At 74.4% G+C, this 23,499-nt stretch carries 23 protein-coding genes; 13 read left to right on the top strand and 10 right to left on the bottom strand.

Annotation, left to right across the window (positions count from 1 at the left end; genetic code table 11):
* Window positions 1–64: 64 nt before the first annotated feature.
* From ACSHWO_RS26640 to ACSHWO_RS26610, 7 genes are all read left to right on the top strand, one after another.
* Window positions 65–619, top strand: a complete 555-nt coding sequence (locus tag ACSHWO_RS26640; protein WP_438315630.1) for an NUDIX hydrolase — start codon at window positions 65–67, stop codon at window positions 617–619.
* 9 nt (window positions 620–628) lie between these two features.
* Window positions 629–1,027 (top strand): YidH family protein, encoded by a 399-nt coding sequence (locus ACSHWO_RS26635; RefSeq protein ID WP_438315627.1) that lies wholly within the window; start codon window positions 629–631, stop codon window positions 1,025–1,027.
* Window positions 1,028–1,031: 4 nt separating this feature from the next.
* Window positions 1,032–1,358 (top strand): DUF202 domain-containing protein, encoded by a 327-nt coding sequence (locus ACSHWO_RS26630; protein ID WP_438315624.1) that lies wholly within the window; start codon window positions 1,032–1,034, stop codon window positions 1,356–1,358.
* 130 nt (window positions 1,359–1,488) lie between these two features.
* Window positions 1,489–1,797, top strand: a complete 309-nt coding sequence (locus tag ACSHWO_RS26625) for a hypothetical protein (RefSeq protein WP_438315621.1) — start codon at window positions 1,489–1,491, stop codon at window positions 1,795–1,797.
* A gap of 78 nt (window positions 1,798–1,875) precedes the next feature.
* Entirely contained in the window at window positions 1,876–2,787 is a 912-nt protein-coding gene (locus ACSHWO_RS26620; RefSeq protein WP_361095896.1) for an MBL fold metallo-hydrolase, read from the top strand.
* A 163-nt stretch (window positions 2,788–2,950) separates the two neighbouring features.
* On the top strand, window positions 2,951–3,991 hold the full coding sequence (locus ACSHWO_RS26615) for a phosphotransferase family protein (RefSeq protein WP_438315617.1): 1,041 nt from the start codon (window positions 2,951–2,953) through the stop codon (window positions 3,989–3,991).
* 11 nt (window positions 3,992–4,002) lie between these two features.
* Window positions 4,003–5,223 (top strand): acyl-CoA dehydrogenase family protein, encoded by a 1,221-nt coding sequence (locus ACSHWO_RS26610; RefSeq protein ID WP_361095890.1) that lies wholly within the window; start codon window positions 4,003–4,005, stop codon window positions 5,221–5,223.
* 29 nt (window positions 5,224–5,252) lie between these two features.
* Here the strand turns inward: ACSHWO_RS26610 and ACSHWO_RS26605 are convergent, their stop codons facing one another.
* The 3 genes from ACSHWO_RS26605 to ACSHWO_RS26595 form a co-directional block, all read right to left on the bottom strand.
* Window positions 5,253–5,858, bottom strand: a complete 606-nt coding sequence (locus ACSHWO_RS26605; RefSeq protein ID WP_361095887.1) for a TetR/AcrR family transcriptional regulator — start codon at window positions 5,856–5,858, stop codon at window positions 5,253–5,255.
* A 64-nt stretch (window positions 5,859–5,922) separates the two neighbouring features.
* Window positions 5,923–7,635, bottom strand: a complete 1,713-nt coding sequence (locus ACSHWO_RS26600; RefSeq protein ID WP_385836957.1) for a class I adenylate-forming enzyme family protein — start codon at window positions 7,633–7,635, stop codon at window positions 5,923–5,925.
* Entirely contained in the window at window positions 7,620–8,396 is a 777-nt protein-coding gene (locus ACSHWO_RS26595; RefSeq protein WP_438315612.1) for an SDR family oxidoreductase, read from the bottom strand. The genes ACSHWO_RS26600 and ACSHWO_RS26595 overlap by 16 nt, the downstream gene beginning before the upstream one ends.
* Before the next feature lie 125 nt (window positions 8,397–8,521).
* On the opposite strand from ACSHWO_RS26595, the gene ACSHWO_RS26590 reads away from it, so the two are divergent.
* The 4 genes from ACSHWO_RS26590 to ACSHWO_RS26575 all read left to right on the top strand — a co-directional run bounded on the left by ACSHWO_RS26590 (window position 8,522) and on the right by ACSHWO_RS26575 (window position 13,079).
* Entirely contained in the window at window positions 8,522–9,811 is a 1,290-nt protein-coding gene (locus tag ACSHWO_RS26590; RefSeq protein WP_438319281.1) for an exo-beta-N-acetylmuramidase NamZ family protein, read from the top strand.
* Between the two features lie 158 nt (window positions 9,812–9,969).
* Window positions 9,970–11,343, top strand: coding sequence for a serine-threonine protein kinase (locus ACSHWO_RS26585; protein WP_438315609.1), 1,374 nt, complete (start codon window positions 9,970–9,972; stop codon window positions 11,341–11,343).
* A gap of 153 nt (window positions 11,344–11,496) precedes the next feature.
* Window positions 11,497–12,252, top strand: coding sequence for a hypothetical protein (locus tag ACSHWO_RS26580; protein WP_438315606.1), 756 nt, complete (start codon window positions 11,497–11,499; stop codon window positions 12,250–12,252).
* Window positions 12,249–13,079, top strand: a complete 831-nt coding sequence (locus tag ACSHWO_RS26575) for a 3-keto-5-aminohexanoate cleavage protein (protein ID WP_438315603.1) — start codon at window positions 12,249–12,251, stop codon at window positions 13,077–13,079. The genes ACSHWO_RS26580 and ACSHWO_RS26575 overlap by 4 nt, the downstream gene beginning before the upstream one ends.
* A 5-nt stretch (window positions 13,080–13,084) precedes the next feature.
* Here the strand turns inward: ACSHWO_RS26575 and soxR are convergent, their stop codons facing one another.
* Window positions 13,085–13,528 (bottom strand): redox-sensitive transcriptional activator SoxR, encoded by a 444-nt coding sequence (soxR, locus tag ACSHWO_RS26570; RefSeq protein ID WP_361095869.1) that lies wholly within the window; start codon window positions 13,526–13,528, stop codon window positions 13,085–13,087.
* A 104-nt stretch (window positions 13,529–13,632) separates the two neighbouring features.
* On the opposite strand from soxR, the gene ACSHWO_RS26565 reads away from it, so the two are divergent.
* Complete coding sequence (locus ACSHWO_RS26565) at window positions 13,633–14,094, top strand: MaoC family dehydratase (protein WP_385837008.1); 462 nt, start codon at window positions 13,633–13,635, stop codon at window positions 14,092–14,094.
* A 1-nt stretch (window position 14,095) separates the two neighbouring features.
* On the opposite strand, the gene ACSHWO_RS26560 is transcribed toward ACSHWO_RS26565, so the two are convergent.
* Both ACSHWO_RS26560 and ACSHWO_RS26555 read right to left on the bottom strand, forming a co-directional pair.
* On the bottom strand, window positions 14,096–14,728 hold the full coding sequence (locus ACSHWO_RS26560) for a TetR/AcrR family transcriptional regulator (RefSeq protein ID WP_361095863.1): 633 nt from the start codon (window positions 14,726–14,728) through the stop codon (window positions 14,096–14,098).
* 125 nt (window positions 14,729–14,853) lie between these two features.
* The gene (locus ACSHWO_RS26555; RefSeq protein WP_438315598.1) at window positions 14,854–16,005 is read right to left on the bottom strand and encodes an acyl-CoA dehydrogenase family protein; all 1,152 of its coding nucleotides are present in this window, start codon (window positions 16,003–16,005) and stop codon (window positions 14,854–14,856) included.
* A gap of 97 nt (window positions 16,006–16,102) precedes the next feature.
* On the opposite strand from ACSHWO_RS26555, the gene ACSHWO_RS26550 reads away from it, so the two are divergent.
* Window positions 16,103–16,777 carry a TetR/AcrR family transcriptional regulator gene (locus tag ACSHWO_RS26550; protein ID WP_438315595.1) on the top strand — a complete coding sequence of 225 codons (675 nt, stop codon included), beginning with the start codon at window positions 16,103–16,105 and terminating at the stop codon, window positions 16,775–16,777.
* Between the two features lie 30 nt (window positions 16,778–16,807).
* On the opposite strand, the gene ACSHWO_RS26545 is transcribed toward ACSHWO_RS26550, so the two are convergent.
* From ACSHWO_RS26545 to ACSHWO_RS26530, 4 genes are all read right to left on the bottom strand, one after another.
* A complete protein-coding gene (locus ACSHWO_RS26545; protein WP_438315592.1) occupies window positions 16,808–17,887 on the bottom strand; it encodes a Zn-dependent alcohol dehydrogenase in 1,080 nt (359 codons plus the stop codon).
* A 103-nt stretch (window positions 17,888–17,990) separates the two neighbouring features.
* Window positions 17,991–19,403, bottom strand: coding sequence for an aldehyde dehydrogenase family protein (locus tag ACSHWO_RS26540; RefSeq protein ID WP_361095851.1), 1,413 nt, complete (start codon window positions 19,401–19,403; stop codon window positions 17,991–17,993).
* A gap of 100 nt (window positions 19,404–19,503) precedes the next feature.
* On the bottom strand, window positions 19,504–21,021 hold the full coding sequence (locus ACSHWO_RS26535; RefSeq protein ID WP_438315589.1) for a CitMHS family transporter: 1,518 nt from the start codon (window positions 21,019–21,021) through the stop codon (window positions 19,504–19,506).
* A 73-nt stretch (window positions 21,022–21,094) separates the two neighbouring features.
* Window positions 21,095–23,404 carry a molybdopterin-dependent oxidoreductase gene (locus ACSHWO_RS26530; RefSeq protein WP_438315586.1) on the bottom strand — a complete coding sequence of 770 codons (2,310 nt, stop codon included), beginning with the start codon at window positions 23,402–23,404 and terminating at the stop codon, window positions 21,095–21,097.
* Window positions 23,405–23,499: the final 95 nt, after the last annotated feature.

The raw sequence follows: 23,499 nt of genomic DNA, 5'->3' as shown, positions 1-23,499 counted from the left end.
CTCCGGTCGCTGGTGGGGCAGATCCTTGGCTACGGAGCGGTAACCCGTCAATGGCGGTGGTTGGATGAACCCCGTGAGTGCTGCTGATGAAGTGCTGGACGTGGTGGACCGCGAGGACCGGGTGACCGGGCGGGCGCCGCGGGGCGAGGTGTACGCGCGCGGGCTGATCCACCGGTGCGTGTTCGCGCTGGCCACGGATGCGGCGGGGCGGGTGTTCGTGCACCGGCGGACCGCGTCGAAGCTGGTGTTCCCCTCGCACTACGACATGTTCGTGGGCGGGGTGCTCGGCGCCGGCGAGGACTACGCCTCCGCCGCGCTGCGGGAGGCCGAGGAGGAGCTGGGGGTGTCCGGGCTGGCGCAGCCGGAACCGCTGTTCAAGTTCCTGTACGAGGGTCCGGGCGGGGCGTGGTGGTCGTACGTGCACGAGGTGCGCTGCGAGCTGCCGGTGCGGCCGCAGGAGTCCGAGGTGGCCTGGCACGCCTGGCTGTCCGAGGAGGAGCTGGAGGCCCGGGTCGACGGCGGCGAGTGGCCCTTCGTGCCGGACGGGCTGGAGGCGTACCGGCGGCTGCGGGCCTTCCGTGCGGCCCGGAAGCAGACCGGGACGCAGGCCGGGACGTAGATTGGCCGGGTGATCGACTTCGGCAAGGACCTCCGGCTCTGGTTCGCTCCGCAGCGGCTGCAGGACGAGGGCGAGACGCCCGACTACCGCTTCTCCCTGGCCAACGAGCGGACCTTCCTGGCCTGGATCCGCACCTCCCTCGCGCTGGTGGGCGGTGGTTTCGCGGTGGACCAGTTCCTGCCGGACCTGCGCTGGGGCGTGCGCGTCGGGATGGCGCTGGCCCTGCTGGGGGTGGGCGTGGCCTGCGCGCTGCGGGCGGTGAACCACTGGGCGCGCTGCGAGCGGGCCATGCGGCGCGGCGAGGACCTGCCGTTGTCCCGGTTCCCGGTGCTGCTGGGCCTGGGGGTGGGGCTGGTCGCGGCGGCGATGGTGGTGGTCGTGCTGCTCGGCTGGACGGAGAGGGGGTGACGCGGTGACGGGTCCGTCCGCGGCGGCCGGCGGCCGGGACGCGGGGCTCCAGCCGGAGCGGACCCGGCTGGCCTGGCGGCGTACGACGCTGTCCTGCTCGGTGGTGGCGGTGCTGGCGCTGCGGCAGGCGCTGCGCGGCTCGGGCGCCTCGACGGAGCTGGCCGGGGCCGCGGTGATCGCGCTGGTGTGGCTGCTGTTCCTGTGGGTCGCGCACCGGCGGATCCGGGAGCTGGCCGTGGTCCGGCCGGCGGCGCTCGGGGCGCGGGCCGCGCTGGCGGCGGTGGGGTGCGCGGTGGCGCTGGCGGTGTTCGCGGTGGCGGTCATCCTCTGAGCGGCGGGGTCGGTCACCCGCTGAGCGACGGGGCGTTCATCGGCCGATCGGACCGTCGGATCGTGTGACCTGTCCCCGCCACCCGGTACGCAACGGGCAAACCGGGAGGTAGCGCACTAGCCTCTGCGCCATGACGATCCTGCACCAGGAACACACCACGCACGAGCACGAGCACGACCACGCGCACGGCCCCGACTGCGGGCACATGCAGGTCGCGCACGGCGACCACGTGGACTACGCCCACGACGGCCACCTGCACCGCGAACACGACGGCCACTGGGACGAGTGCGAGACGACCGCCCACACCCGGCACGAGGGCCACGCGCACACGCACGGCGAGGGCTGCGGCCACGACTCCGTCCGGCACGGCGACCACCTGGACTACCTGCACGACGGCCACCGGCACGCCGCGCACGACGGCCACTACGACGACCACTGACCCGCCCCCTCTCCCGCGGGAGCGGCCCCGGCTGGCAGGATGCCGATCACCTGTCGCAGCAACCCGGGGAGAGTGCAGATGACCGCCGAGCAGCCCTACGTCGTCCAGCCCGCGGACGGGGTGTACGCCTACGTCCAGCCGGACGGCGGCTGGTGCCTCAACAACGCCGGCTTCGTCAGCGACGGCGGGCGGACGCTGCTCGTCGACACCGCCGCCACCGAGCGCAGGGCGGTGGCCCTGCGCGAGGCGGTCGCCGCGGCCGGGGTGCCGCTGCCGCGGACCGTCGTCAACACCCACCACCACGGCGACCACACCTACGGCAACGGCGTGTTCGCCCCGGAGGCCCTGATCGTCGGGCACGACAGCGCCCGCGCCGAGCAGCTCGCCGCCGGGCACCAGTTGGAGATGATCTGGCCGGCGACCGACTTCGGCGCGATCGACATCACCCCGCCCGACCTCACCTACAACGACCGGATGACCCTGCACCTCGGCGCCACCGAGGTGCAGGTCGTCCACCCGGGCGTGGCGCACACGACCGGGGACTCGATCGTCTGGCTGCCCCGGCAGCGGGTCGTCTTCACCGGCGACCTGATCTTCTCCGGGGGCACCCCGTTCCTGGCCATGGGCTCGCTGGCCGGTTCGCTGCGGGCGCTGGAGCTGCTGCGCTCCCTGGACGCCGAGACCGTCGTCCCGGGGCACGGGCCGCTGACCGACCCGTCGGCGTACGACTCCACCGAGCGCTACCTGCGGTACGTGGCCGAGCTCGCCCGGGAGGGCGAGGCCAAGGGGCTGGAGCCGCTCGAGGTGGCGCGGGCGGCGGACCTCGGGGAGTTCGCGGCCTGGCGGGAGAGCGAGCGGCTGGTGGCGAACCTGCACCGGGCGTACGCGGAGCTGGCGGGACGGCCGGAGGGCGCGCCGCTGGACATCGCGGCGGTGCTGAGGGACATGACGGTGATGAACGGCGGGCAGCCCATCCTCTGCCACGCCTGAGCCCGGTACCCGGGGCCGGGGACCCGGGACCCGAGGCCTGCGACCCGGGCGCGGGACTCGGGGCGCCCCTGGCCCGTGCCCGGGGTCGCGCGCACTGGACGACATACCGACTGGTCGGCATGATGGCTCCGTCACCGTCAACTTCCGTACGGAGGTGTGCACCATGACCTCAGCCCCCGACCCGGCCGGCGGCCCCCGGGGCCTCGACCTGGAGCGGCTGCGCGGCCATCTGGACCGCGTGCGCCCGGGGCTCCTGGCCGGGCCGCTGCGCGGTCGGCTGATCGAAGGCGGCCGGTCGAACCTCACGTACGAGGTCACCGACGGGGCCGCCCGATGGGTGGTGCGCCGCCCGCCGCTCGGCCACGTCCTGGCCACGGCCCACGACATGCGCCGCGAGCACCGGGTCATCGAGGCACTGCACGGCACGGCCGTCCCGGTGCCCGAGCCCCTCCTGCTGTGCGAGGACGAGTCGGTGCTCGGGGCGCCGTTCTACGTCATGGAGTTCGTGGACGGGGTCCCCTACCGCACCGCCGGGAAGCTGGCCGCGCTGGGGTCCGAGCGCACCCGGCGGGTGGTGCTGGGCCTGGTGGACACCCTGGTCGAGCTGCACGCGGTGGACCCGCGGGAGGTAGGCCTCGGCGACTTCGGCCGGCCCGAGGGCTTCCTGGACCGGCAGCTGCGCCGCTGGGCCAAGCAGCTCGCGGCCTCCCGCGGCCGGGATCTCGCCGGCATCGACGAGCTGCACGGGGCGCTCGGCCGGGCCCTGCCCCCCTCCCCCGCCGCCACCGTCGTGCACGGGGACTACCGGCTCGACAACGTGCTGGTCGGCGGGCCGGAGGACACCGTCCGGGCGGTGCTGGACTGGGAGATGTCCACCCTCGGCGACCCGCTGACCGACCTCGGGCTGCTCGTGATGTACAGCTCCGACCTGGGGCTCGCCGACTCGCCCGTCAGCACGACGAGCGCCGCTCCGGGCCACCCGGCGCCGGCCGAACTGATCGAGCGGTACGCCGCCCGCTCCGGCCGGGACACCGGGGCGGTCGCCTGGTACACGGCCTTCGCCTGGTTCAAGCTCGCCGTGATCCTGGAGGGCATCCACTACCGCTGGACCCTCGGGCAGACGGTGGGCGAGGGATTCGACCGGATCGGCGAACTGGTCCCGGTCTTCATCGAGCACGGTCTGCACACCCTCCAGGAAGGCTGAGGCACCCCGCCATGGATTTCGCATTCGACGCCCGGACCCAGGAACTCCGCGAGCGGCTCCTCGCGTTCATGGAGGAGTACGTGTACCCGGCGGAGCCCGTCGCCGCCGAGCAACGTGCGCGGCTGGCCTCGCCCTGGGACACCCCGGCCGTGTTCGCGGAGCTGAAGGCCGAGGCGCGCCGCCGCGGCCTGTGGAACCTCTTCCTGCCCGACGCGCGCTACGGCGCCGGCCTGACCAACCTGCAGTACGCCCCGCTCGCCGAGATCACCGGCCGTAGCCCGCACCTGGCCCCGACGGCGACGAACTGCGCCGCCCCGGACACCGGGAACATGGAGCTGCTCGCCCAGTTCGGCAGCGAGCAGCAGCGCAAGCAGTGGCTGGAGCCGCTGCTGGAGGGGGAGGTCCGGTCGGCGTTCGCGATGACGGAGCCCGAGGTGGCCTCCTCGGACGCCACCAACATCGAGACCCGGATCGAGCGCTCCGCGAGCGGGGACGCGTACGTGGTCACCGGGCGCAAGTGGTTCATCTCGGGCGCGATGAACCCGGACTGCCGGGTGTTCATCGTGATGGGCAAGACCGATCCCGACGGGGCGGATCCGCGCCGCCAGCAGTCGATGGTCCTGGTCCCGCGCGACACCCCGGGCGTCGAGGTCCGCCGGGCGATGACCGTGTACGGGTACGAGGACCACGACCACGGCGGACACGCCGAGGTGGTCTTCGACGGGGCGCGGGTGCCGGCCGCGAACCTGATCGGCGAGGAGGGCGGGGGCTTCGCGATCGCCCAGGCCCGGCTGGGCCCAGGCCGGATCCACCACTGCATGCGGCTGATCGGCATGGCGGAGCGGGCGATCGAGCTGATGTGCCGGCGCGCGGTGGGACGTACGGCCTTCGGCAAGGAGCTGGCCGCGCAGGGCGTCGTGCAGAACTGGATCGCGGACGCCCGGGTCACGGTGGAGCAGCTGCGGCTGCTGGTGCTGAAGACGGCCTGGCTGATGGACACGGTCGGCAACCGCGGGGCGCACACCGAGATCCAGGCCATCAAGATCGCCACCCCGCGGGCGGTGGTGCGCATCCTGGACGACGCGGTGCAGCTGCACGGTGCGGGCGGGGTGAGCCAGGACTTCCCGCTGGCCGAGCTGTGGGCGGCGGCGCGGACGCTGCGGCTCGCGGACGGGCCGGACGAGGTGCACCAGCGCTCGCTGGCCCACCGGGAGCTGAAGCGGTACCGCTGACCCGGCCGCGCCGGCTCCGTAGGGCCGTCCTACGGGCGGAGGGCGCGCAGCAGCAGGTCGGCGAGATGGTCGGCGACCTGCTGCGGGGTGAGCGGGCCGTCCGCCCGGTACCAGGTGGACAGGTGGTGGACGGAGCCGAAGTGGTAGTCCACCACCAGGTCGGCGGGGGTGGCGGTGGAGAACACGCCGCTGCGCTGGCCCTCTTCGATCAGGGCGCGGAAGCGTTCGTGGTAGCGCCGCCGCTCCGCCCGCACCTGCTTGTACTTCTCCGGGCTGAGCTGGTGCATCGAGCGGAAGAAGATCATCGCGTCGTCGAGGTTCTCGATGGTGGTGACCACGACGTCGGCCGCGGCGGCGCGCAGCCGCTCCTCGACGGGCGCGTCGGACTCGGCCACCGCGTCGAGGCGCTGCTGCTGGAGGCGCAGCATCCGCGCGTACACCTCGTGCAGCAGGTCGTCCTTGGAACCGAAGTAGTGGTAGAGGGCGCCCTTGGTGACCCCGGCCGCCTCGACGATCTCCTGGACGGAGGTACGGTCGTAGCCGCGCTCGGCGAACAGGCGCGTGGCCACGGCCAGGAGCCGCTGCGGCACCGGGGTCTCCTGGGTGCCCTCGGGCTCCGTCGTCCTGGCAGCCATGGCGCTGGCCCTCCCATTCTGTTCTGCGGCCGGTGCGGCCGACTGTACGACCATCCGACTGTTTTCAGCCACGGTCGCGCAGTTCCCGTCGCAGGATCTTGCCACTCGTCGTCTTCGGCAGGACGGGCAGGACCTCCACCTGGCGCGGGTACTTGTACGCGGCCATGCGGGCGGCACAGTGCGCGGCGAGCTCCGCCGGCCCGACCGAGAAGCCGGGGCGCAGGCTCACGTACGCCTTCACGGTCTCCCCGCGGTACGGGTCGGGGACGCCGACGACGGCGGCCTCACGGACGGCGGGGTGGGTGTAGAGGACGTCCTCGACCTCGCGCGGCCAGACCTTGAAGCCGGCGGCGTTGATCATGTCCTTCTTGCGGTCGACGACGTAGAGCCAGCCGTCCCGGTCCATGAACCCGACGTCCCCGGTGCGCAGTTCGCCCTCGGGGAAGGCGCGGGCGGTCTGCTCCGGCAGGCCCCAGTAGCCGGACGCGACCTGCGGGCCGCGGACGGCGATCTCCCCGGTCTCGCCGAGGGGCACCTCGGCGCCCCGGTCGTCGAGGATGCGGACGGCGGTGTCGGCGCCGGGCAGGCCGACCGCCAGGGTGCCGGAGGCCGGGTCGACGGGCGCTTCGAGGTGCGGGGGGACGGAGGCGACGGCGGCGGTGGACTCCGTGAGGCCGTATCCGTTGCGCAGGTGGAGGCCGTAGGCGGTGCGCAGTCGTGCGACCAGCGCCGGCGGGAGGGGGGCGCCGCCGGACGAGGTCACCCGGAACGAGGCGAAGTGGTCCGGGGTGGCGGCGGGGTGGGCGGTCAGGGCCATGAAGGCCGTGGCGGGGCCGATGGTGTAGGCGGGCCGGTGTTCGAGGAAGGCGTCGAGGACGGTGCCCGCGTCGAAGCGGTGCGCGAGGACGAGGGTGCCGGCGTTGAGGAAGCAGGCGGCGAGTTCGCAGACCATGCCGGTGATGTGGAAGAGCGGGGCGAGGGCGAAGTAGCCCGAGCCCTCGGCGATCGGGTGGCCGCTGACCTGCCTGCGGGCGTTGTGGGTGAGCGCACCGTGCTGGTTCATCGCACCCTTGGGGGTGCCGCTGGTGCCGGAGGTGTAGCTGATGAGCGCGGTGTCGGCGGCGGTGAGCCCGGGGTCGGGCGGGGCCGGGTGGCCCCGGTGGGCGACAGCGGCGAAGTCGGCGGCGTCGGGCGCCTGCGGCTGCCGCCCGGGCCGCAGGACGCGTACGTCGTCGCGGGTCTGGAAGTCCAGCTCGGAGGCGGTCAGCGTGGTCCGTACGGCGGTCCCGGCGGCGGCGCCGCGCAGGTGCGCCGACCAGGCGCGGTCGTCGCAGATCAGCGCGGCGGCGCCGGAGTCGCGCAGGATGTGCCGGGCCTCGGCCTCCTTGTACATGGGGTTGAGGGGGACGACGACGGCCCCGGCCTTCCAGGCGGCGAGGACGGCCAGCGCGAAGTGCGGGGTGTTCTGCAGCAGGACGGCGACCCGGTCGCCGCGGCCGATGCCGTGCTCGGCGAGGTGTCCGGCGACCGAGTCGGAGAGCGCGTCCGCCCGCGCGTAGCTGGTGCGGCCGTCGAAGTAGGCGAGCGCGGTCCGCCCGGGGGCGCGGGCGACGGCCGCCCGGAAGGCGTGCAGCACGCTGGGCGGGGCGTCCACGGGGGCGCGTTGGGCCGGGCTGAGGAGGTTCAGCCACGGCTTGGCGGCATACGGGGAGTCCGGGACCGGAGGCGGGGGCGGGGCCGGCGCCGGGCTCGACGGCGGGATCACCTGCTCTCCCATTTCTGCTGGAGGTGGTTCATGCCGTTCAGCCAGCGGTCGGGGTCGGTGGCGCGCGCGATGTGGAAGTCCGCCACCTCGGGGTGCGGGAGGATCAAGAACCGGCCCTTCTCCATACCGTCGAACAGTGCGTCCACCACCGCCTCCGGCTCGATCGCGGTCGGTGCGAGGACGAGTTCGCCCGCGGAGCCCGCAGCCGTCAGCATGTCGGTGCGGACGCCTTGCGGGCAGATGGCGTGGACCTGGATGCCGCGGTGGCGGTAGGTCAGCGAGAGCCACTCCGCGAAGGCGAGCGCACCGTGCTTGGTGACACTGTACGGGGCCGCTCCGATCATGGTGAGCAGCCCGGCGGCCGAGACGGTAGACACGAAGCGTCCGCTTCCGCGCTCCAGCCAGTGCGGGAGCAGCACCCGGGCGGCCCGGACGTGCGCCATGACGTTGGTGTCCCAGGCCGCCTCCCACACGGCCTCGTCGACGAACGCGTCGCCGCCGGAGGCGAGTCCCGCGTTCGCGCAGTAGACGTCCACCTCGCCGCCGAGGGCCTCGCGGGCCTCGTCGGCGGCGGTGGAGGCGTCGCCGGGGAGCGCGATCGCACGGTCGCCGATCGCGCCGGCCACCGCGGCGGCCCTGGCCGCGTCGAGGTCGTTGACGACGACGGTCGCGCCCTCGGCGGCGAAGCGGCGGGCGAGGGCGGCACCGATGCCGCCGCCCGCGCCGGTGACGACGACTCGCTGGTCCTGGTACGGGCGTGCACTCGCGCTCACGGGATCACCTTCCTGGGGACGTCGCTGTGTTCGGTGCCGCCGGCGCCGGACGCCCGGCAGACTAACCGGTCGGTATGTCGGGGAGGAAGAGGGCCGGGGCCTAGCGTGGCGGCATGACGCTGAGGCTGTCGCTATCGCGACGGGGGCTGATGGGACTGGCGGGGAAGGCGAGCGCGGCCAGCGCCCTGGGGGCTGCGGGGGCACTCGGGGCCGGACGGGCGACGGCGGCGGGCGCACCCCGCACGTCGCACGCGGCGGACCGGGTGCGGACGGGCTTCGAGGTGCTCGCCGCGGACGGGTACGCCGTGCTCGACGGACAGCGGGTCGGGGTGGTCACCAACCCCACCGGGATCACCGCCGACGCCCGCCATCTGGTCGACGTCCTGCACGCCGACGCCCGGGTCCGCCTGGTCGCGGTGTTCGGGCCCGAGCACGGCTTCCGCGGAACGGCGCAGGCCGGCGACTCGGAGGGGGCCGGCCGGGATCCGGCGACGGGGCTGCCGGTGTACGACACGTACGGCAAGAGCGGGCAGCTGCTGGCGGACGTGTTCACGGCGGCCTGCGTCGACACCGTGGTCTTCGACATCCAGGACGTGGGGGCGCGCTTCTACACCTACATCTGGACCCTCTACGACTGCATGCGGGCGGCAGCGCTGGCCGGCAAGGCCGTCGTCGTCTTGGACCGGCCCAACCCGATGGGCGGGCGGCGGGCCGCCGGACCCGTGCTGGAGCGGGCGTACGCGAGCTTCGTGGGCCGGGAGCCGATCGCGCTGGCGCACGGGATGACGGCGGCCGAGCTGGCGCTGCTGTTCAACGGGGAGTTCCTGGCGGCGGATCCGGTCCGCCTGCAGACCGTACCGATGACCGGCTGGCGGCGGGACTGCTTCTTCGACGGGACCGGACTGCCGTGGGTGCCGCCGAGCCCGAACATGCCGACCCCGGGCACGGCCCTCGCGTACGCCGGCACCTGCCTGTTCGAGGGCACCAACCTGTCGGAGGGGCGCGGGACGGCGACGCCCTTCGAGGTGCTGGGCGCGGAGGGCATCGACCGGCGGTGGGCGGAGGCGGCCGACGCGCTGGGGCTGCCGGGCGTGTGGTTCCGGGAGGCGTACTTCACACCGACCTTCTCCAAGCACGTCGGGAAGGTGTGCGGCGGGGTCCGGCTGATCGTGCACGACCGCCAGGCCTTCGATCCGGTCCGGGCGGGGATCGGGCTGCTGGTGACGGCGCGCCGGACGTGGAGCGGGTTCGCCTGGCGGTCGGACCACTGGATCGACCGGCTGACCGGCTCGGACCGGGTGCGGCGGCTGGTGGACGCGGAGGCGGGCGTGGAGGAGATCGCGGCCGACTGGGCGGCGGGGCTGGAGCGGTTCGCGGAGGTGCGGGAGCGGTACCTGCTCTATCCACCGCACTAGGCGCTGCACGCGAGGGCGCCGCCTCCGGTGGGCGCGGTGCCCGTTGGCCGCCGGATCCGGTGGGCGCGGGGGTCTGGCCGGGTGGGGGCCGCAGCAGGATGCTGTACGCCACGGCACGGCCGGCACGGCAACGGTGGGCGAGCGCGGAGGGGGAACCCATGGCGGCGAGAACGGGCGGAACGGCGGGTGCGGCCGGGACGGCGGGTGCGGCCGGGACGGCGGGTGCGGCCGGGATCGGGGTCGGCCCGTATGCGGAGCTGACGTTCGACGCCGAGGGCGACCCGGACGGGGCCGCGCTGCGGGCGGTGGCGGCTCTGGAGGCCACGGACCTGCTGGTCTTCGCGCACGGCTGGAACAGCGAGCGGTCCACCTCGACCCGCCTGTACGACCGGTTCTTCGCCCCCTTCCCGGGGCTGGTGGGGCCGGGGGTACGGCTGGGGTACGTGGGTGTCGTCTGGCCCTCGATCCGGTTCTCGGACGAGCCCATTCCCGATTTCGACTCCCCCGCGGCGCTCACCGAGCCCGGCGACGGGACGGCCCTGGACCCCGCCACCCGGGAAGCGCTCGGGGCGTTCTGGCCGGGGCGGGGTGCGGAGCTGGACCGCATAGCCGAACTGCTGCGGGAGCGTCCCGGCTCTGCGGAGGCACTCACCGAGTTCGGCACGCTGGTACGGGAGCTGGCCGGTGCGGGTGACGGTTCCGGTTCCGGTTCCGGTAACGGTTCACGGGAGGTTCCCGCCATATTCGCCGAGGACGTGCGCACGGTGTGTCGTGCACTCGCCGACGGGTTCGCCGCGGCGGGCGGCCCCACGGGGGAGGACCCCGCGGCCGAGGACCCCGCCGGGCCCGGGTTCGCCCTCGGCGACGTCCCGCGCGGGCTGTGGCGCGGCGCGAAGGAGCTGCTGCGGCAGGCCACGTACTACCAGATGAAGAAGCGCGCCGGGGTCGTCGGCGAGCGCGGCCTCGGCCCCGTCCTCGCGGAGCTGGCCGGGCGGCGGCCGGACCTGCGCGTCCACCTGATCGGCCACAGCTTCGGGGCCCGGCTGGTGTCCTTCGCGCTGCGCGCGGTGCCGGACGGCGCCGGGTACGTGAAGTCCGTGACGCTGCTCCAAGGAGCCTTCTCGCACTACGCGTTCACCGACCGGCTCCCGCACGACCGCGACCGCGGCGGCGCCCTGCGCGGCCTGCAGCACCGGGTCGACGGGCCGGTCGTGGCGTGCCATTCCGCACACGACGCGGCGCTCGGGGTCTTCTACCCGCTGGCCTCCCGGACGGCAGGCGATTCGGCCGGTCTGCTCGGCTTCGACGAGCGGTGGGGCGCGGTCGGGTACGACGGGGTGCAGGCGGTGCCGGACGTGCCGCGGCTGACCCTGGACCAGGCACTGCGCGACGGCGTCCCGGCGGCCGGTTGCGTCAGCGTGGACACGGCGTCCGTGGTGCGCCGCGGCGGTCCGCCCGCGGGGGCGCACAGTGACATCTGCCACCCGGAGCTGGCACGGGTCGTGGTGTCCGCGGGGCGCATGGGGCGCTGAGTTCCGGCCATGTGCCACCCGTACGCCTCGACCGCCCCCGCATGCGCCCGCACCCGACCGGGCATGTTGGGCACATCTCACGGTGCGTCGTCGTGCGACCGAGCGCGGCGCCGCGATGTGGACTTGGGCGCGCGAGGCGGAGGTGAAGGTGTGATGGCAGGTTTCCGGAGTCTGGCCTACCAGGTGCGGGATGCGCGCAACGACCGTGCCCTGCGGCGCCATTCGCTGCGCCGCTGCCTGGAGCGGTTCGCCCCGTACGGGCACCGGGCGACGTGGTGGCACCTGTGCGACCGGCACGGGATCGCCCCCGAGGACCGGGGGGCGGACCCGCAGCGGCTGGTGGCCGCGCTGGAGGAGTTGGAGGAGGCGCGGGCGGTCTGGCTCGACTACGAGCGGCAGTTCGCGGAGCGGCGACGGCGCGAGAAGCACCACGGGCTGCGCCGGCCGGAGTGGGCGTGGAACGGCAGCGGCGACGCCGTGGTCCGCTGCGCCGACCCGGGGGTGCGGCCGGACGGCACCCTGGCCGAGGTGCTGCGCCGGCTGGTCACGGCCCTGGAATCGGAGCCGGGGACGGGCTGCCCGGTCTGCGGTGAGCAGGAGCTGCACTGGCCCGCGCCGGTGCCGGGACCCAGACGGGGGCCCGGGCCGGGACGCGCGGCGGGACACGGAACCGGTTCGGGTCGTGCCGCGGGATCCGGGGCCGGGCAGCGACAGCACCGGGCCGGGAGCCTGGCGGGGCACGGGCCGTGGGCGGGAGCGTGGGCCTGGGACGGCCCGGTCTGCGCGGGCTGCGGGATCGTGGTGCCCAGGCCGGCGCTCGCGGACTCGGCCTGGACGTCCCCGGCGGACGGGATGCGGCCGTCGGTGCCGGTGCCGGTGTCGGTGTCGGCTTCGGCCGGGGCGGCGTGAGCCTGCGGCTGCAGGTGTCGCTGAACGGTGCGCGCGGCGCCGCCGAGGGCGCCGCCGTGCCGCTGTCGCCCGGGGACCTGGCGGAGTCGGCGCTCGGGGCGGTCGCGGCCGGGGCCGTGGAGGTGCTGGTGCACCCGCGGACGCCGTGCGGGCGGGAGAGCCCGTCGCCGCGGGTGGTGGGGCCGCTGCTGGAGGCGTTGCGGGGCGCGGGGGTCTCCGTACCGCTGTCGGTGTGCGCGGGCATCGCCGCCGAGCCCGATCCGGGCGGGCGGCTGGAGCGGGTCCGGTCCTGGAGGGTGCTCCCGGACCGGGCCGCCGTGCACTTCGCGGAGCCGGGGGCGGCGGAGCTGGCCCGGGTGCTGCTGGCCCGGGGCGTGGCGGTGGACGCGGTGGTCACGCTGTCCGGCGTGCCGGAGGAGGGCGCGATGGCCGCGACGGGCTGCGCGGCCGGGGCGGCGGGGTTCGGGGCGCTGGCGCGGTTCCTCGCCTCGCGGGCTCCGGAGCCGGCGGGCCGCGCACGGGTCCGGCCCGCGGCGGAACTGGCGGTGGTGCCCGCGGCGGCCGACCCGGCCGTGGTGGCGGGCCTGGTGGCCGCGCTGCGCCGGCCGGCGGTGGGGTCGCTGCTGCTGTACGGGCGGGAGGCCGCGGCCTGGCCGGTGCTGCGGCTGGCCGTGCGCTGCGGCGCGGATGCGCGGATCGGGCTGGGCGACGTACTGCGGCTGCCCGACGGGCGGCCGGCCGGCTCGAACGCCGCGCTGGTGGCGGCGGCGCACGAGGTGGCCGGGGCGGGTACGGGGACGGCCGGTGGCGGCGCCTTCCGGTGGTGAGGGTGCTACAGCCGGGAGCCGGTGAGCCGTTCGCCGAAGACGTCGTCCGGGTTGGACAGGGCGCAGGTCTTCAGGGACAGGCAGCCGCAGCCGATGCAGTCGGTGAGGTGGTCGCGCAGCCGCTCCAGCTGCGTGATGCGCTGTTCGAGCTCGCTGCGCCACAGGTCGGAGAGCCGGGCCCAGTCCTCCTTGGTGGGGGTGCGCTCCTCGGGCAGTTCGGCGAGGGCGTCGCGGATCGCGGCGAGGGGGATCCCGACGCGCTGTGCGGCGCGTACGAAGGCCACCCGGCGCAGCGCGTCGCGGCTGTAGCGGCGCTGGTTGCCGGCGGTGCGGCGGCTGCTGATCAGGCCCTTGGTCTCGTAGAAGTGGAGCGCGGAGACGGCCGCGCCGCTGCGCGCGGACAGCTGGCCGACGGTGAGTTCGTGGACTTTCTCGGGAATCTGCGGCACGAGGCCGAGGGTAGTCGGCCCACCGGGGATCCGTTGACATATACATGCGACCCCCGCATGCTGAGCAAGCGCTTATTCGACTGGAAGAGGAAGAGGGCAGGGGCATGGCCGAGCCGAGGGTCTTCACGTCCGCCGAGGAACTGCGCGCCGCGATCGGTGAGACGCTCGGCCCCAGCGGGTGGCTGGAGGTGGACCAGAAGCGGATCGACCTGTTCGCCGACGCCACGGGCGACCACCAGTGGATCCACGTGGACCCGGAGCGGGCCGCGTCCGGACCCTTCGGCTCCACGATCGCGCACGGCTATCTGACGCTCTCGCTGCTGCCGAGCCTCGTCCCGCAGGTCATGCGGGTCGAGGGCATGCGGATGGGCGTCAACTACGGGACGGACAAGGTCCGCTTCCCGGCGCCGGTCCCGGTCGGCTCGCGGCTGCGGGCCACCGCCGTGATCACCGACGTCACGGAGGCGGGTGGCGGCGTACAGGTCGCGGCGACGGTCACGATCGAGCGCGAGGGCGGCGACAAGCCGGTGTGCGTGGCCCAGTCGGTGTCGCGGTACTACTTCTGAACTACTCCTGACCGGGCGCCGCGCCCACCATGCGCAGGACGAGTCCGGCGTAGAGCTCGCCGACCTCCTCCGGCGTGCGCCGGCCGGCGGTGTTGAACCAGCGGGCCACGTCGATGCACAGGGACAGCACGGCGAGCGTGGTGCCGGGGACGTCCGGGACCCTGAACTCCCCCGCCGCGACGCCGTCGGTGAGGATGCGGCGCACGACGGCGTCGCTCTGCCGGCGCAGTGCCACGATCTCGGAGCGGTGCTCCGGAGCCAGGGCCTCCAGCTCGTACTGGACCACGCGGGCGGTGGTGTGGTGCGCCGCGTGCCACAGCACGAAGGACCGCACGGCCGCCCCGAGCCGGTCGGCCGCGGAGCCCGGGCCGGCGGCGGCGGTCTCCAGGATGTCGAGGGCCTTGTCGTGGCCGATCCGGCTGATCCGGTGGAGCAGCTCTTCCTTGGTCTTGTAGTGGATGTAGAGCGCGGCCGGGCTCATGCCCGCCCGGCCGGCGATGTCACGGGTGGTCGTGGCGTGGTACCCGCGCTCGGCGAACGCCTCGACGGCGGCGATCAGCAGCCGCCGCGCGGCGTCGGGGGTGACCTCCGACCAGGGCCGGTAGCCGCCCGTCGTCTCCGCCGCGCTGTCCATCGCTCGCCCACCTTCTCGTCACCTTCGGAAGGAATACCTTACCGGAGGGTGAGCAAGCGCTTAGCGCCTTGCGGGAACGCGGGCCGGGCCCGGCGGGGCGGGGCGGGGGGCGGGGCTGGGCGTCCTCAGAAGGCGGAGACGCCGGTGCGGGCGCGGCCGATCAGCAGCTTCTGTATCTGGCTGGTGCCCTCGTACAGGGTCATCACACGGGCGTCGCGCAGCAGCTTGCCCGCCGGGTACTCGTCGATGTAGCCGTAACCACCGTGCACCTGGAGGGCGTTGCTCGCGGCGCGGACGGCGGCCTCGGAGGCGAACAGCTTGGCGGTCGACGCCTCTGCGGCGAAGGGCTGCCCGCGGTCGATCAGGTCGGCCACCCGCCAGGTCAGCAGGCGGGCCGCGTCCACGTCCACCGAGATGTCGGCGATCAGCTCCTGGACGAGCTGGTGGTGGGCGATGGGCCGGCCGAACTGCTCGCGCCCGGCCGCGTACGAGACGGCCGCGTCCAGTGCCGCCTGCGCGATGCCCACGCATCCGGCGGCGACCGACATCCGCCCCTTGGCCAGGGCGGACATGGCCACGGAGAAGCCCTTGCCCTCCGGGCCGAGCATCGCGGAGGCCGGTACGCGGACCCGGTCGAGGACGAGTTCGGCGGTGGCCTGGCCGCGCAGGCCGAGCTTGCCGTGGATCTCGTGGCGGGTGAAGCCGGGGGCGTCGGTGGGAACGAGGAAGGCGGAGATCCCGCGGTGCCCGGGCTGCCCGCCGGTGCGGGCGAAGACGAGGGCGAGGTCGGCCCAGGTGCCGTTGGTGATGAACATCTTGGTGCCGGTCAGGACGTACGCGTCCCCCTCGCGCTCGGCGCGGGTGGTCAGGGCGGCGGCGTCGGAGCCGGTACCGGGCTCGGTCAGGCCGAAGCAGCCGAGTGCCTCGCCGGAGCAGAGGCGGGGCAGCCAGGCGCGCTTCTGCTCCTCGCTCCCCCAGGCGGCGAGGGTCTTGGCGACCAGGCCGAGGGAGACGGAGACGATGCCGCGCACGGCGGAGTCGCCGCGGCCGAGCTCCTCGGTGACGAGCGCGTAGGCGAGGTGGTCGCCGCCGGAGCCGCCGTACTCCTCGGGAACGGTGAGGCCGAGGAAGCCGAGGTCGCCGAGCTTCTTCACGACGGCCCGGTCCACGCTCTCGGCGCGGTCCCACTCGGCGGCGTACGGGGCCACCTCGCGCTCGGTGAACTCGCGGGCGAGGCGGCGCACCGCGGTCTGCTCCGCGCTGAGTTCAAGGTTCACCGGGCACCTCCGGGGAGTGGGCGGGGCGGCTGCACGGGGGCGGCGGCTCCCGACGGCTTTAACTAGCAGCGGTAGTTTCGAGGGGGCAGGCCCTACTATGTGGCGCATGGCCAGACCGCGCAAGCCCCTGCTCAGCCGAGACCTCATCGTCGAGGCGGCGGGCGCGCTGGTGGACGCGGAAGGGCTGGAAGCGGTCTCGACACGGCGGCTGGCGGCCGCGCTGGGAGTCAGCGGCCCCTCTCTCTACAACCACTTCCGCACCAAGGACGAGATCCTGGACGCGGTGGCGGACGCGGTGAGTGCGCGGGTCGACCTGTCGGTGTTCGAGGACGTGGCGGGGGGCGGCCGGGACTGGCGGGAGGCGCTGCGCGCCTGGGCGCACTCGTACCGGGACGCGCTGGCCGACCACCCCAACATCGTGCCGGTGCTGGCGCGCGGCCCGGGGCGGCGCCCGGCGGGACTGCGGCTGGCCGACGCGGTGTTCGGGGCGATGACGGCGGCCGGGTGGCCCCCGGCGCAGGCGACCCGGATCGGCGCGCTGATGCGGTACTTCATCCTGGGCTCGGCGGTGGGGTCCTTCGCCCGGGGTTTCGTGGACGACGAGGCCGCGTACGACCCGGCGGACTACCCCCACCTGGGCCGGGCCCACCTGCTGGCCGAGCGGCAGCGCGAGGTGGACGAGGGCGCGTTCGAAACGGGCCTGACCGCCCTGCTGGACGGCCTGGCCCTGCAGTTCGAGGCCCTGGCCGTGGCCGCGCGGCAGGAGGACTGACGCGCGACCGGGCCGGAAGGCCGGCGGGGTCTAGAACACGACGAGGGAGCGGCCGCCCCTGCCGGCCAGCATCGCGTCGAAGGCGCCGGGGATGCCGTCGAGGGCGATCCGTTCGGTGACCATCGAGCCCAGGTCCAGGCGGCCGGCGCGGACGTGCTCGGCCAGCACCGGAAGGTCGCGGGCCGGGTCGCTGTTCCCGTAGACGCAGCCGGTGAGGGTGCGGGCGAAGTGGAATATCTCCAGGGCGTGGAAGGCGACCTGCTGCTCCTTGCCGCCGATGCCGACGACGGTGGTGCGGCCGCCGCGGCGGGTGCACTCCCAGGCCGCGCGGATGGACTCGGCCCGGCCGACGCACTCCACGGCGACGTCCGCGCCCTGCCCGCCGGTGAGCCCGCGGATCTCCTTGGCGGTGGTGTCGGAGGCGAGGACGAAGGCGCTGGCTCCGGCCGCGCGGGCCAGCTCCTCCTTGGCGGGGGAGACGTCCACGGCCACGATCGGGCCCGCCCCGGCGATCCGCGCGGCCTGCAGGGCGGCGAGGCCGACCCCGCCGACCCCGAAGACGGCGACGGACTCGCCGGAGCGCACCCGGGCGCTGTGGTGGACGGCGCCGTATCCGGTGAGCACCGCACAACCGAGCAGAGCGGCCTCGGCGAGCGGGATGCCGGCGGGCGCGGGCAGCACGCAGTTGGCCGTGACGACGGTCTCCTCGGCGAACGCGGCCACGTTGAGCCCCGGGTGCAGCGGCGTGCCGTCGGCGTCGTGGGCGTGGACGGCGCCGACCCCGGTGAGGGCCTTCGCGCAGAGCCAGACCTCGCCGATGGAGCAGTGGTGGCACTCCCCGCAGGACGGGGACCAGTTGAGCACCACGCCGTCGCCGGGAGCGACATGGGTGACCCCCTCCCCCACGGCGAGCACCGTGCCCGCCCCCTCGTGGCCGAGGACGGCGGGGACGGGGACCTTCATGGTGCCGTTGGTGAGGGAGAGGTCCGAGTGGCAGACCCCTGCTGCGGCGAGCCTCACCCGGACCTGTCCCGGGCCGGGATCGGGCAGCACGATCTCCCGTATCTCCAGCGGGGCTCCGACGGCGGGCAGGATGGCGGCGCGGACCATGGTCGATTCCGTCTCTCGGACTAGGGGGCGGGGCGGTGCAGGACGGGGCGGAGCAGGGCGGGACGGGACCGGACGGGAGCCGGCGGCGGGCCCCGCGGGCGGGTCAGAACTGCAGCGACTTGGTCTGGAGGTACTCCGCCAGACCGTGCGGGCCGAGCTCGCGCCCCACGCCCGACTGCTTGTAGCCGCCGAAGGGCGCGAGCCGGTTGAAACGGCCGCCGTTGATGTCCACCTGGCCGGTGTCCATGCGCCGCGCGAAGGCCACCGCGGTCTCCTCGTCGGCCGCCCAGACGGCGCCGCCGAGACCGTACACGGTGCCGTTGGCGATGCGCAGGGCGTCGTCCTGGTCCTCGTACGGGAGGATCGACAGCACGGGGCCGAAGATCTCCTCCTGGGCGATGGTCATCTCGGGGGTGACGTCGGCGAAGACGGTGGGGGCGATGTAGTAGCCGCGCTCGTGCGGGGCGTCCGGGCCGCCGGCGACGAGGCGGGCGCCCTCCTCGATGCCCTTGGCGATGTATCCGCGCACACGGTCGCGCTGCTTGGCGTTGACCACCGGGCCGAGGCGGGTGCCCGGCTGCCGGGGGTCGCCGCAGGGGTACGCGGCGACGGCGGCGGCCGCGAGCGAGACCGCCTCCTCGTACTGGTCGCGGTGGACGAGCATGCGCGTGAGCGCGTTGCAGCTCTGCCCGGAGTTGTTCATGACGTGGCCCACGCCCGCCGCGACGGCCTTGGCCAGGTCGGCCCCGGGCAGGATGACGTTGGCCGACTTGCCGCCGAGTTCGAGGGCGACGCGCTTGACGGCGGCACCGGCCACGGCGCCGATCTGCTTCCCGACCGCGGTGGAGCCGGTGAAGGAGACCATGTCGACCCCTTCGTGTGCGGCCAGCGCCTGCCCGGCGACCGGACCGGTCCCGGTCACCAGGTTGAACACCCCGGCCGGAATGCCCGCCTCGTGCACGGCTTCGGCGAAGAGCTGTGCGGTCAGCGGGGTGTCCTCGGCCGGCTTGAGGACGAGGGTGCAGCCGGCGGCGAGGGCGGGCGCCACCTTGGCAACGATCTGGTGCAGGGGGTAGTTCCAGGGCGTGATGGCCCCGACCACGCCGACCGGCTCCAGCAGCACGGTCGAGTTCCCGATCCGCTCCTCGAAGGCGTACGAGGCACCCAGTTCGGCGAAGGAGGAGGCGACGGCGATCGGCGCCCCGACGTGGACCATCTCGGAGAAGCCGACCGGCGCGCCGAGCTCGGCGGTGATGATCTCGGTGAACTCGGCCTTGCGGGCGACCATGGCGTCGCGCACCGCCCCGACCAGGGCCGCCCGCTCGGCCGGGGGCGTGGCCGCCCAGCCGGGCAGGGCCGCGCGGGCCGCGCGCACGGCCGCGTCCACGTCGTCGGCGGTGCCGGCCGGGACCCCGCCGATGCTCTGCTCGTCGGCGGGGTTGACGACCTCGATCCGGTCGCGACCGGCGGCGGGCCGCCATTCGCCGGCGATGTACATCCCGTCGTGGGCCTTCATGGCATTCCTCCCGAGCACGCACGAGCGCGTAGACCTGACCCCGTGCGGACAGCCTACAAACTAGCGTCGGTAGTTTTTTGGGCGCCCGGCTCGGGCCCGGTCAGATGAGGCCGAAAAGCATCCCCGCCGCGAGGACGACGAGGGAGGTGAGCGCCGCCCATTTCACGGTGAAGCGGGTGTGGTCGCCGAACTCGACCCCGGCCATGCCGACGAGGACGTAGACGGCCGGGACCAGCGGGCTGGACATGTGCAGCGCCTGGCCGACGAGGGAGGCGCGGGCGATGGCCAGCGGGGAGACCCCGTGGGCGGCGCCGGCCTCGGCGAGCACGGGCAGGACGCCGAAGTAGAAGCCGTCGTTGGACATGAAGTAGGTGAGCGGCAGGCTGAGCAGGCCGGTGACCAGGGCCATGTGCGGGCCCATGCCCTCGGGGACGGCGTCGACGAGCCAGTCGGCCATGTGCTTGACCATGCCGGTACCGCTGAGGACGCCGGTGAAGACGGCGGCCGCGAAGACCATGCCGGCGACGTTCAGGACGTTGTCCGCGTGGGCGGCGAGCCGGGTCTTCTGGTCGGGCATGTGCGGGAAGTTGACGGTGAGGGCGAGGGCGGCACCGAGGAGGAACAGCACCGGGATGGGCAGCAGCTCCGTGATCATCGCGGCGAGGAGGGCGATGGTGAGGCCGGCGTTGAACCAGTAGAGGCGGGGGCGGAGGGTCGGGCGGAGGGGGTCGAGCCCCTGGAAGCCGCCGTCCTGCGGCCCGTCGGCGGCGGAGACGCCGGAGGCGGACCCGGAAGCGGCCCCTGAAGCGGACCCGGACCCGGGTGCTGGGACGAGGGCGGGGGCGGGGGCGGAGCCCGAACCGGAGTCGGCACCGCCACCGCCGTGGGCACGGGTGTCGGCACCGGCGCCGGCGTCGACGGATCCCTTGCCGGCGGTGACCAGCTGCGGCGCGGACTCGTCGGCACCCACGTCGTTCCCGTCGGCGTCGGCGGGGAGCGCCAGGGTGCCGACCCGGCGGCGTTCCTTCAGGCCGAGGACGTAGGCGAGGGCGAACACGCACAGCAGACCGACCGCCAGGGCGGGGATCATCGGCACGAAGATGTCGGCGGCGTCGAGCTTCAGGGCCGTGGCGGCGCGGGCCGTGGGGCCGCCCCAGGGGAGGGTGTTCATGACGCCGTTGGCGGTGGCGGCGACGCCCGTCATGACGACGAGGCTGAGGCCGAGCCGCTTGTAGAGCGGGTACATGGCGGAGACGGTGATCATGAAGGTGGTCGAGCCGTCGCCGTCGAGGGAGACGATCGCGGCGAGGACCGCCGTCCCGACCACGACGCGCATGGGGTCGGCCTTGCAGAAGCGCAGGATGCCGCGCACGATCGGGTCGAACAGGCCGACGTCGATCATCAGCCCGAAGTAGACGATGGCGAACATCAGCATGGCGGCGGTCGGCGCGAGTTTGCCGACGCCGTCGATGACGTAGTCGCCGAGGTGGGCACTCTTGCCTGCGAACACGCAGAAGAGCGCGGGAATGAGGACGAGCGCCGCGATGGGCGACATTTTCTTCATCATGATCAGGACCAGGAAGGTGGCGATCATGGCGAAGCCGAGGAAGGTCAGCATGCAGGGAACGTAGGGGTCGCCTCCGGAGCCCAACAAGACGTCCGCGTGTGAGCAATACGAGCAAAACCCCAGCTCAGGGCAGGGGTGTGAGTTCGACGGGGAACCCGTTGAGGACGGCCGTGCCGGACAGCGGGTCGAGCAGGGTGCCGTCGAGGAGCTGGTTGACGTTGGCGCCGGGCGCGGCGGCGGCCACCGACAGGCGGGCGCCGTCGCGGTCGTGGCCCCAGCCGTGCGGGAGGCTCACCACGCCGGTGCGAACGGTGTCGGTCACCTCGACCGGGACCTCCAGGCTGCCGCCGCCGCCGGTGATCCGGGCGCGGCCGCCCTCGGTGAGCCCGATCCGGGCGGCGTCCAGGGGGTTCACCTGGAGGGTGCAGCGGTTGGAACCTCCGGTGAGGGCCGGGACGTTGTGCAACCAGCTGTTGTTCGACCGCAGGTGGCGGCGGCCGACGAGCACCAGGGCGGCGGGGCGTTCGGCGAGCGCCGCGTGCAGCCGGGGCAGCTCGGCCGCGATCGGGGCGGGGAGCAGCTCGATCCTGCCGCTGCGCGTCCTCAGTACGCCCGGGAGCCGGGGCCGCAGCGGGCCCAGGTCGATGCCGTGCGGGTGCGCGAGCAGTCGCTCCAGGCCCAGCCCGTCCGGGCCGGGCCGCTCGCCGTCCGGTTGCCGTGCGCCCGGCGCCTCGCCCCGGGCGGCCGGGGTCGTGCCCTCTCCCCGGGCGCCGAAGAGGTCGCCGTACGGTCCGAGTCGGAGCATCAGGTCGAGCCGGCGCTCCGGGCCGCTCTCCCCGGCGAGCAGCCCGGCGAGGTGCGCCGGGTCCTGGCCGTGGAGCGGTGAGTGCGGGTCGGCGGTCTCCTTGGCGAGCGTGGCCAGGACGACCGGCTCGTCGACCGCGGCTGCGGCGTCTGGGACGGCGGCGCCGTGCAGTCCCGCGACGGCGAGGACGAGGCGGGCGTGGATCTCGCACTCGTCGAGCAGTCCCGCCTCCAGCGGGACGGCGGGGCGGGTGTAGCGGGCCTGGTTGCGGATGGCGAAGCCGTTGAAGGCGAAGTCGTGGTGCGCGCTCTGGGAGGGCGGCGGGGGCGGCAGCACGACGTGGGCGTGGCGGGAGGTCTCGTTCAGGTACGGGTCGACGCTGACCATGAAGTCGAGACCGGCCAGGGCCGCGTCGAGGCGCCGTCCGTCGGGGGCGGACAGCACCGGGTTCGCGGCGATGGCGACCAGGGCCCGGATCCTGCCCTCGCCCGGCGTCTCGATCTCCTCGGCCAGGGCGGCGACGGGCAGTTCGGACTTGGCCTCGGGGTGGCCGCTGACCCGGCTGTGCCAGCGGCCCACGGCGAAGCCCTTGCCGGGTCCCGCGGGGCGCGGCCGCGGGCCGGCGGCCGGGAGCGGGAAGAGGGCCCCGCCCGGCCGGTCCAGGTTGCCGGTCAGGATGTTGAGTACGTCGACGAGCCAGCTGGCGAGGGTGCCGTACGCGACGGTGCAGCTGCCCATCCGCCCGTACACGGCGGCGGTGGGCGCGGCCGCCAGATCGCGGGCGAGGACGCGGATCTCGGTGGCCGTGAGGTCGCAGGCGGGGGCGACGGCCTCAGGAGTGAAACTCGCGAGGGCGTCGCCGAGTTCCCCGAGGCCGAGGAGGTGTTCCCCGAGGGCGCCGGGGGCGGCGAGACGCTCGGCGAGCAGCGTGTGCGCCAGGGCCGCCAGCAGCAGGGCGTCGCTGCCGGGGCGGGGGGCGAGGTGGCGGTCGGCGAGGCGGGCGGTGCGGGTGCGGCGCGGGTCGACGACGACGAGGGTGCCGCCGCGGGCGCGCAGCGCCTTGAGCCGGCCCGGGAAGTCGGGGGCGGTGCACAGGGAGCCGTTGGACTCGACGGGGTTGGCGCCGATCAGGAGCAGGAAGTCGGTGCGGTCGAGGTCCGGGACCGGGATGGCGAACGGGTCGCCGAAGAGGAGTCCGCTGGAGACGTGCTTGGGCATCTGGTCGAGGGTGCTGGCGGTGAAGAGGTTGCGCGTGCCGAGGGACTTGAGGAGGAGGGGCGGATAGAGGGCGCCGGCCATGGTGTGGACGTTCGGGTTGCCGAGGACGACGCCCACGGACTGGGCGCCGTGCTCCTGCACGAGGGCCGGGAGAGCGGTGGCGACGGCCTCGAAGGCCTCGTTCCAGCCGGCCTCGCGGAGCCGTCCGCCGCGGCGGACGAGGGGGGTACGCAGTCGGTCGGGATCGGAGTCGAGCGCGCCGAAGGCCGCTCCCTTGGGGCAGATGAAGCCGCGGCTGAAGACGTCGTCGCGGTCCCCGCGGACGCCGGTGACGGTGCTGCCGTCGATGGTGAGGGACAGGCCGCAGGTGGCCTCGCAGAGGGGGCAGATGCGCAGGGCGGTGCGGGGCATGGGCCCTCCAGGGGCGTCAGGCTGCGGCACGAGCACGTGGACGGAGAGCATACCGACCGGTTGGCACGCTGGGGAGGTGCGCGCGGGAGGACGTC

The sequence above is a fragment of the Streptomyces pallidus (ex Mingjun et al. 2026) genome (assembly GCF_051550185.1).
GTDB lineage: Bacteria > Actinomycetota > Actinomycetes > Streptomycetales > Streptomycetaceae > Streptomyces.
The sequence above is the reverse complement of the archived record's forward strand: the minus strand, read 5'-3'. Positions and strand labels throughout refer to the sequence as shown.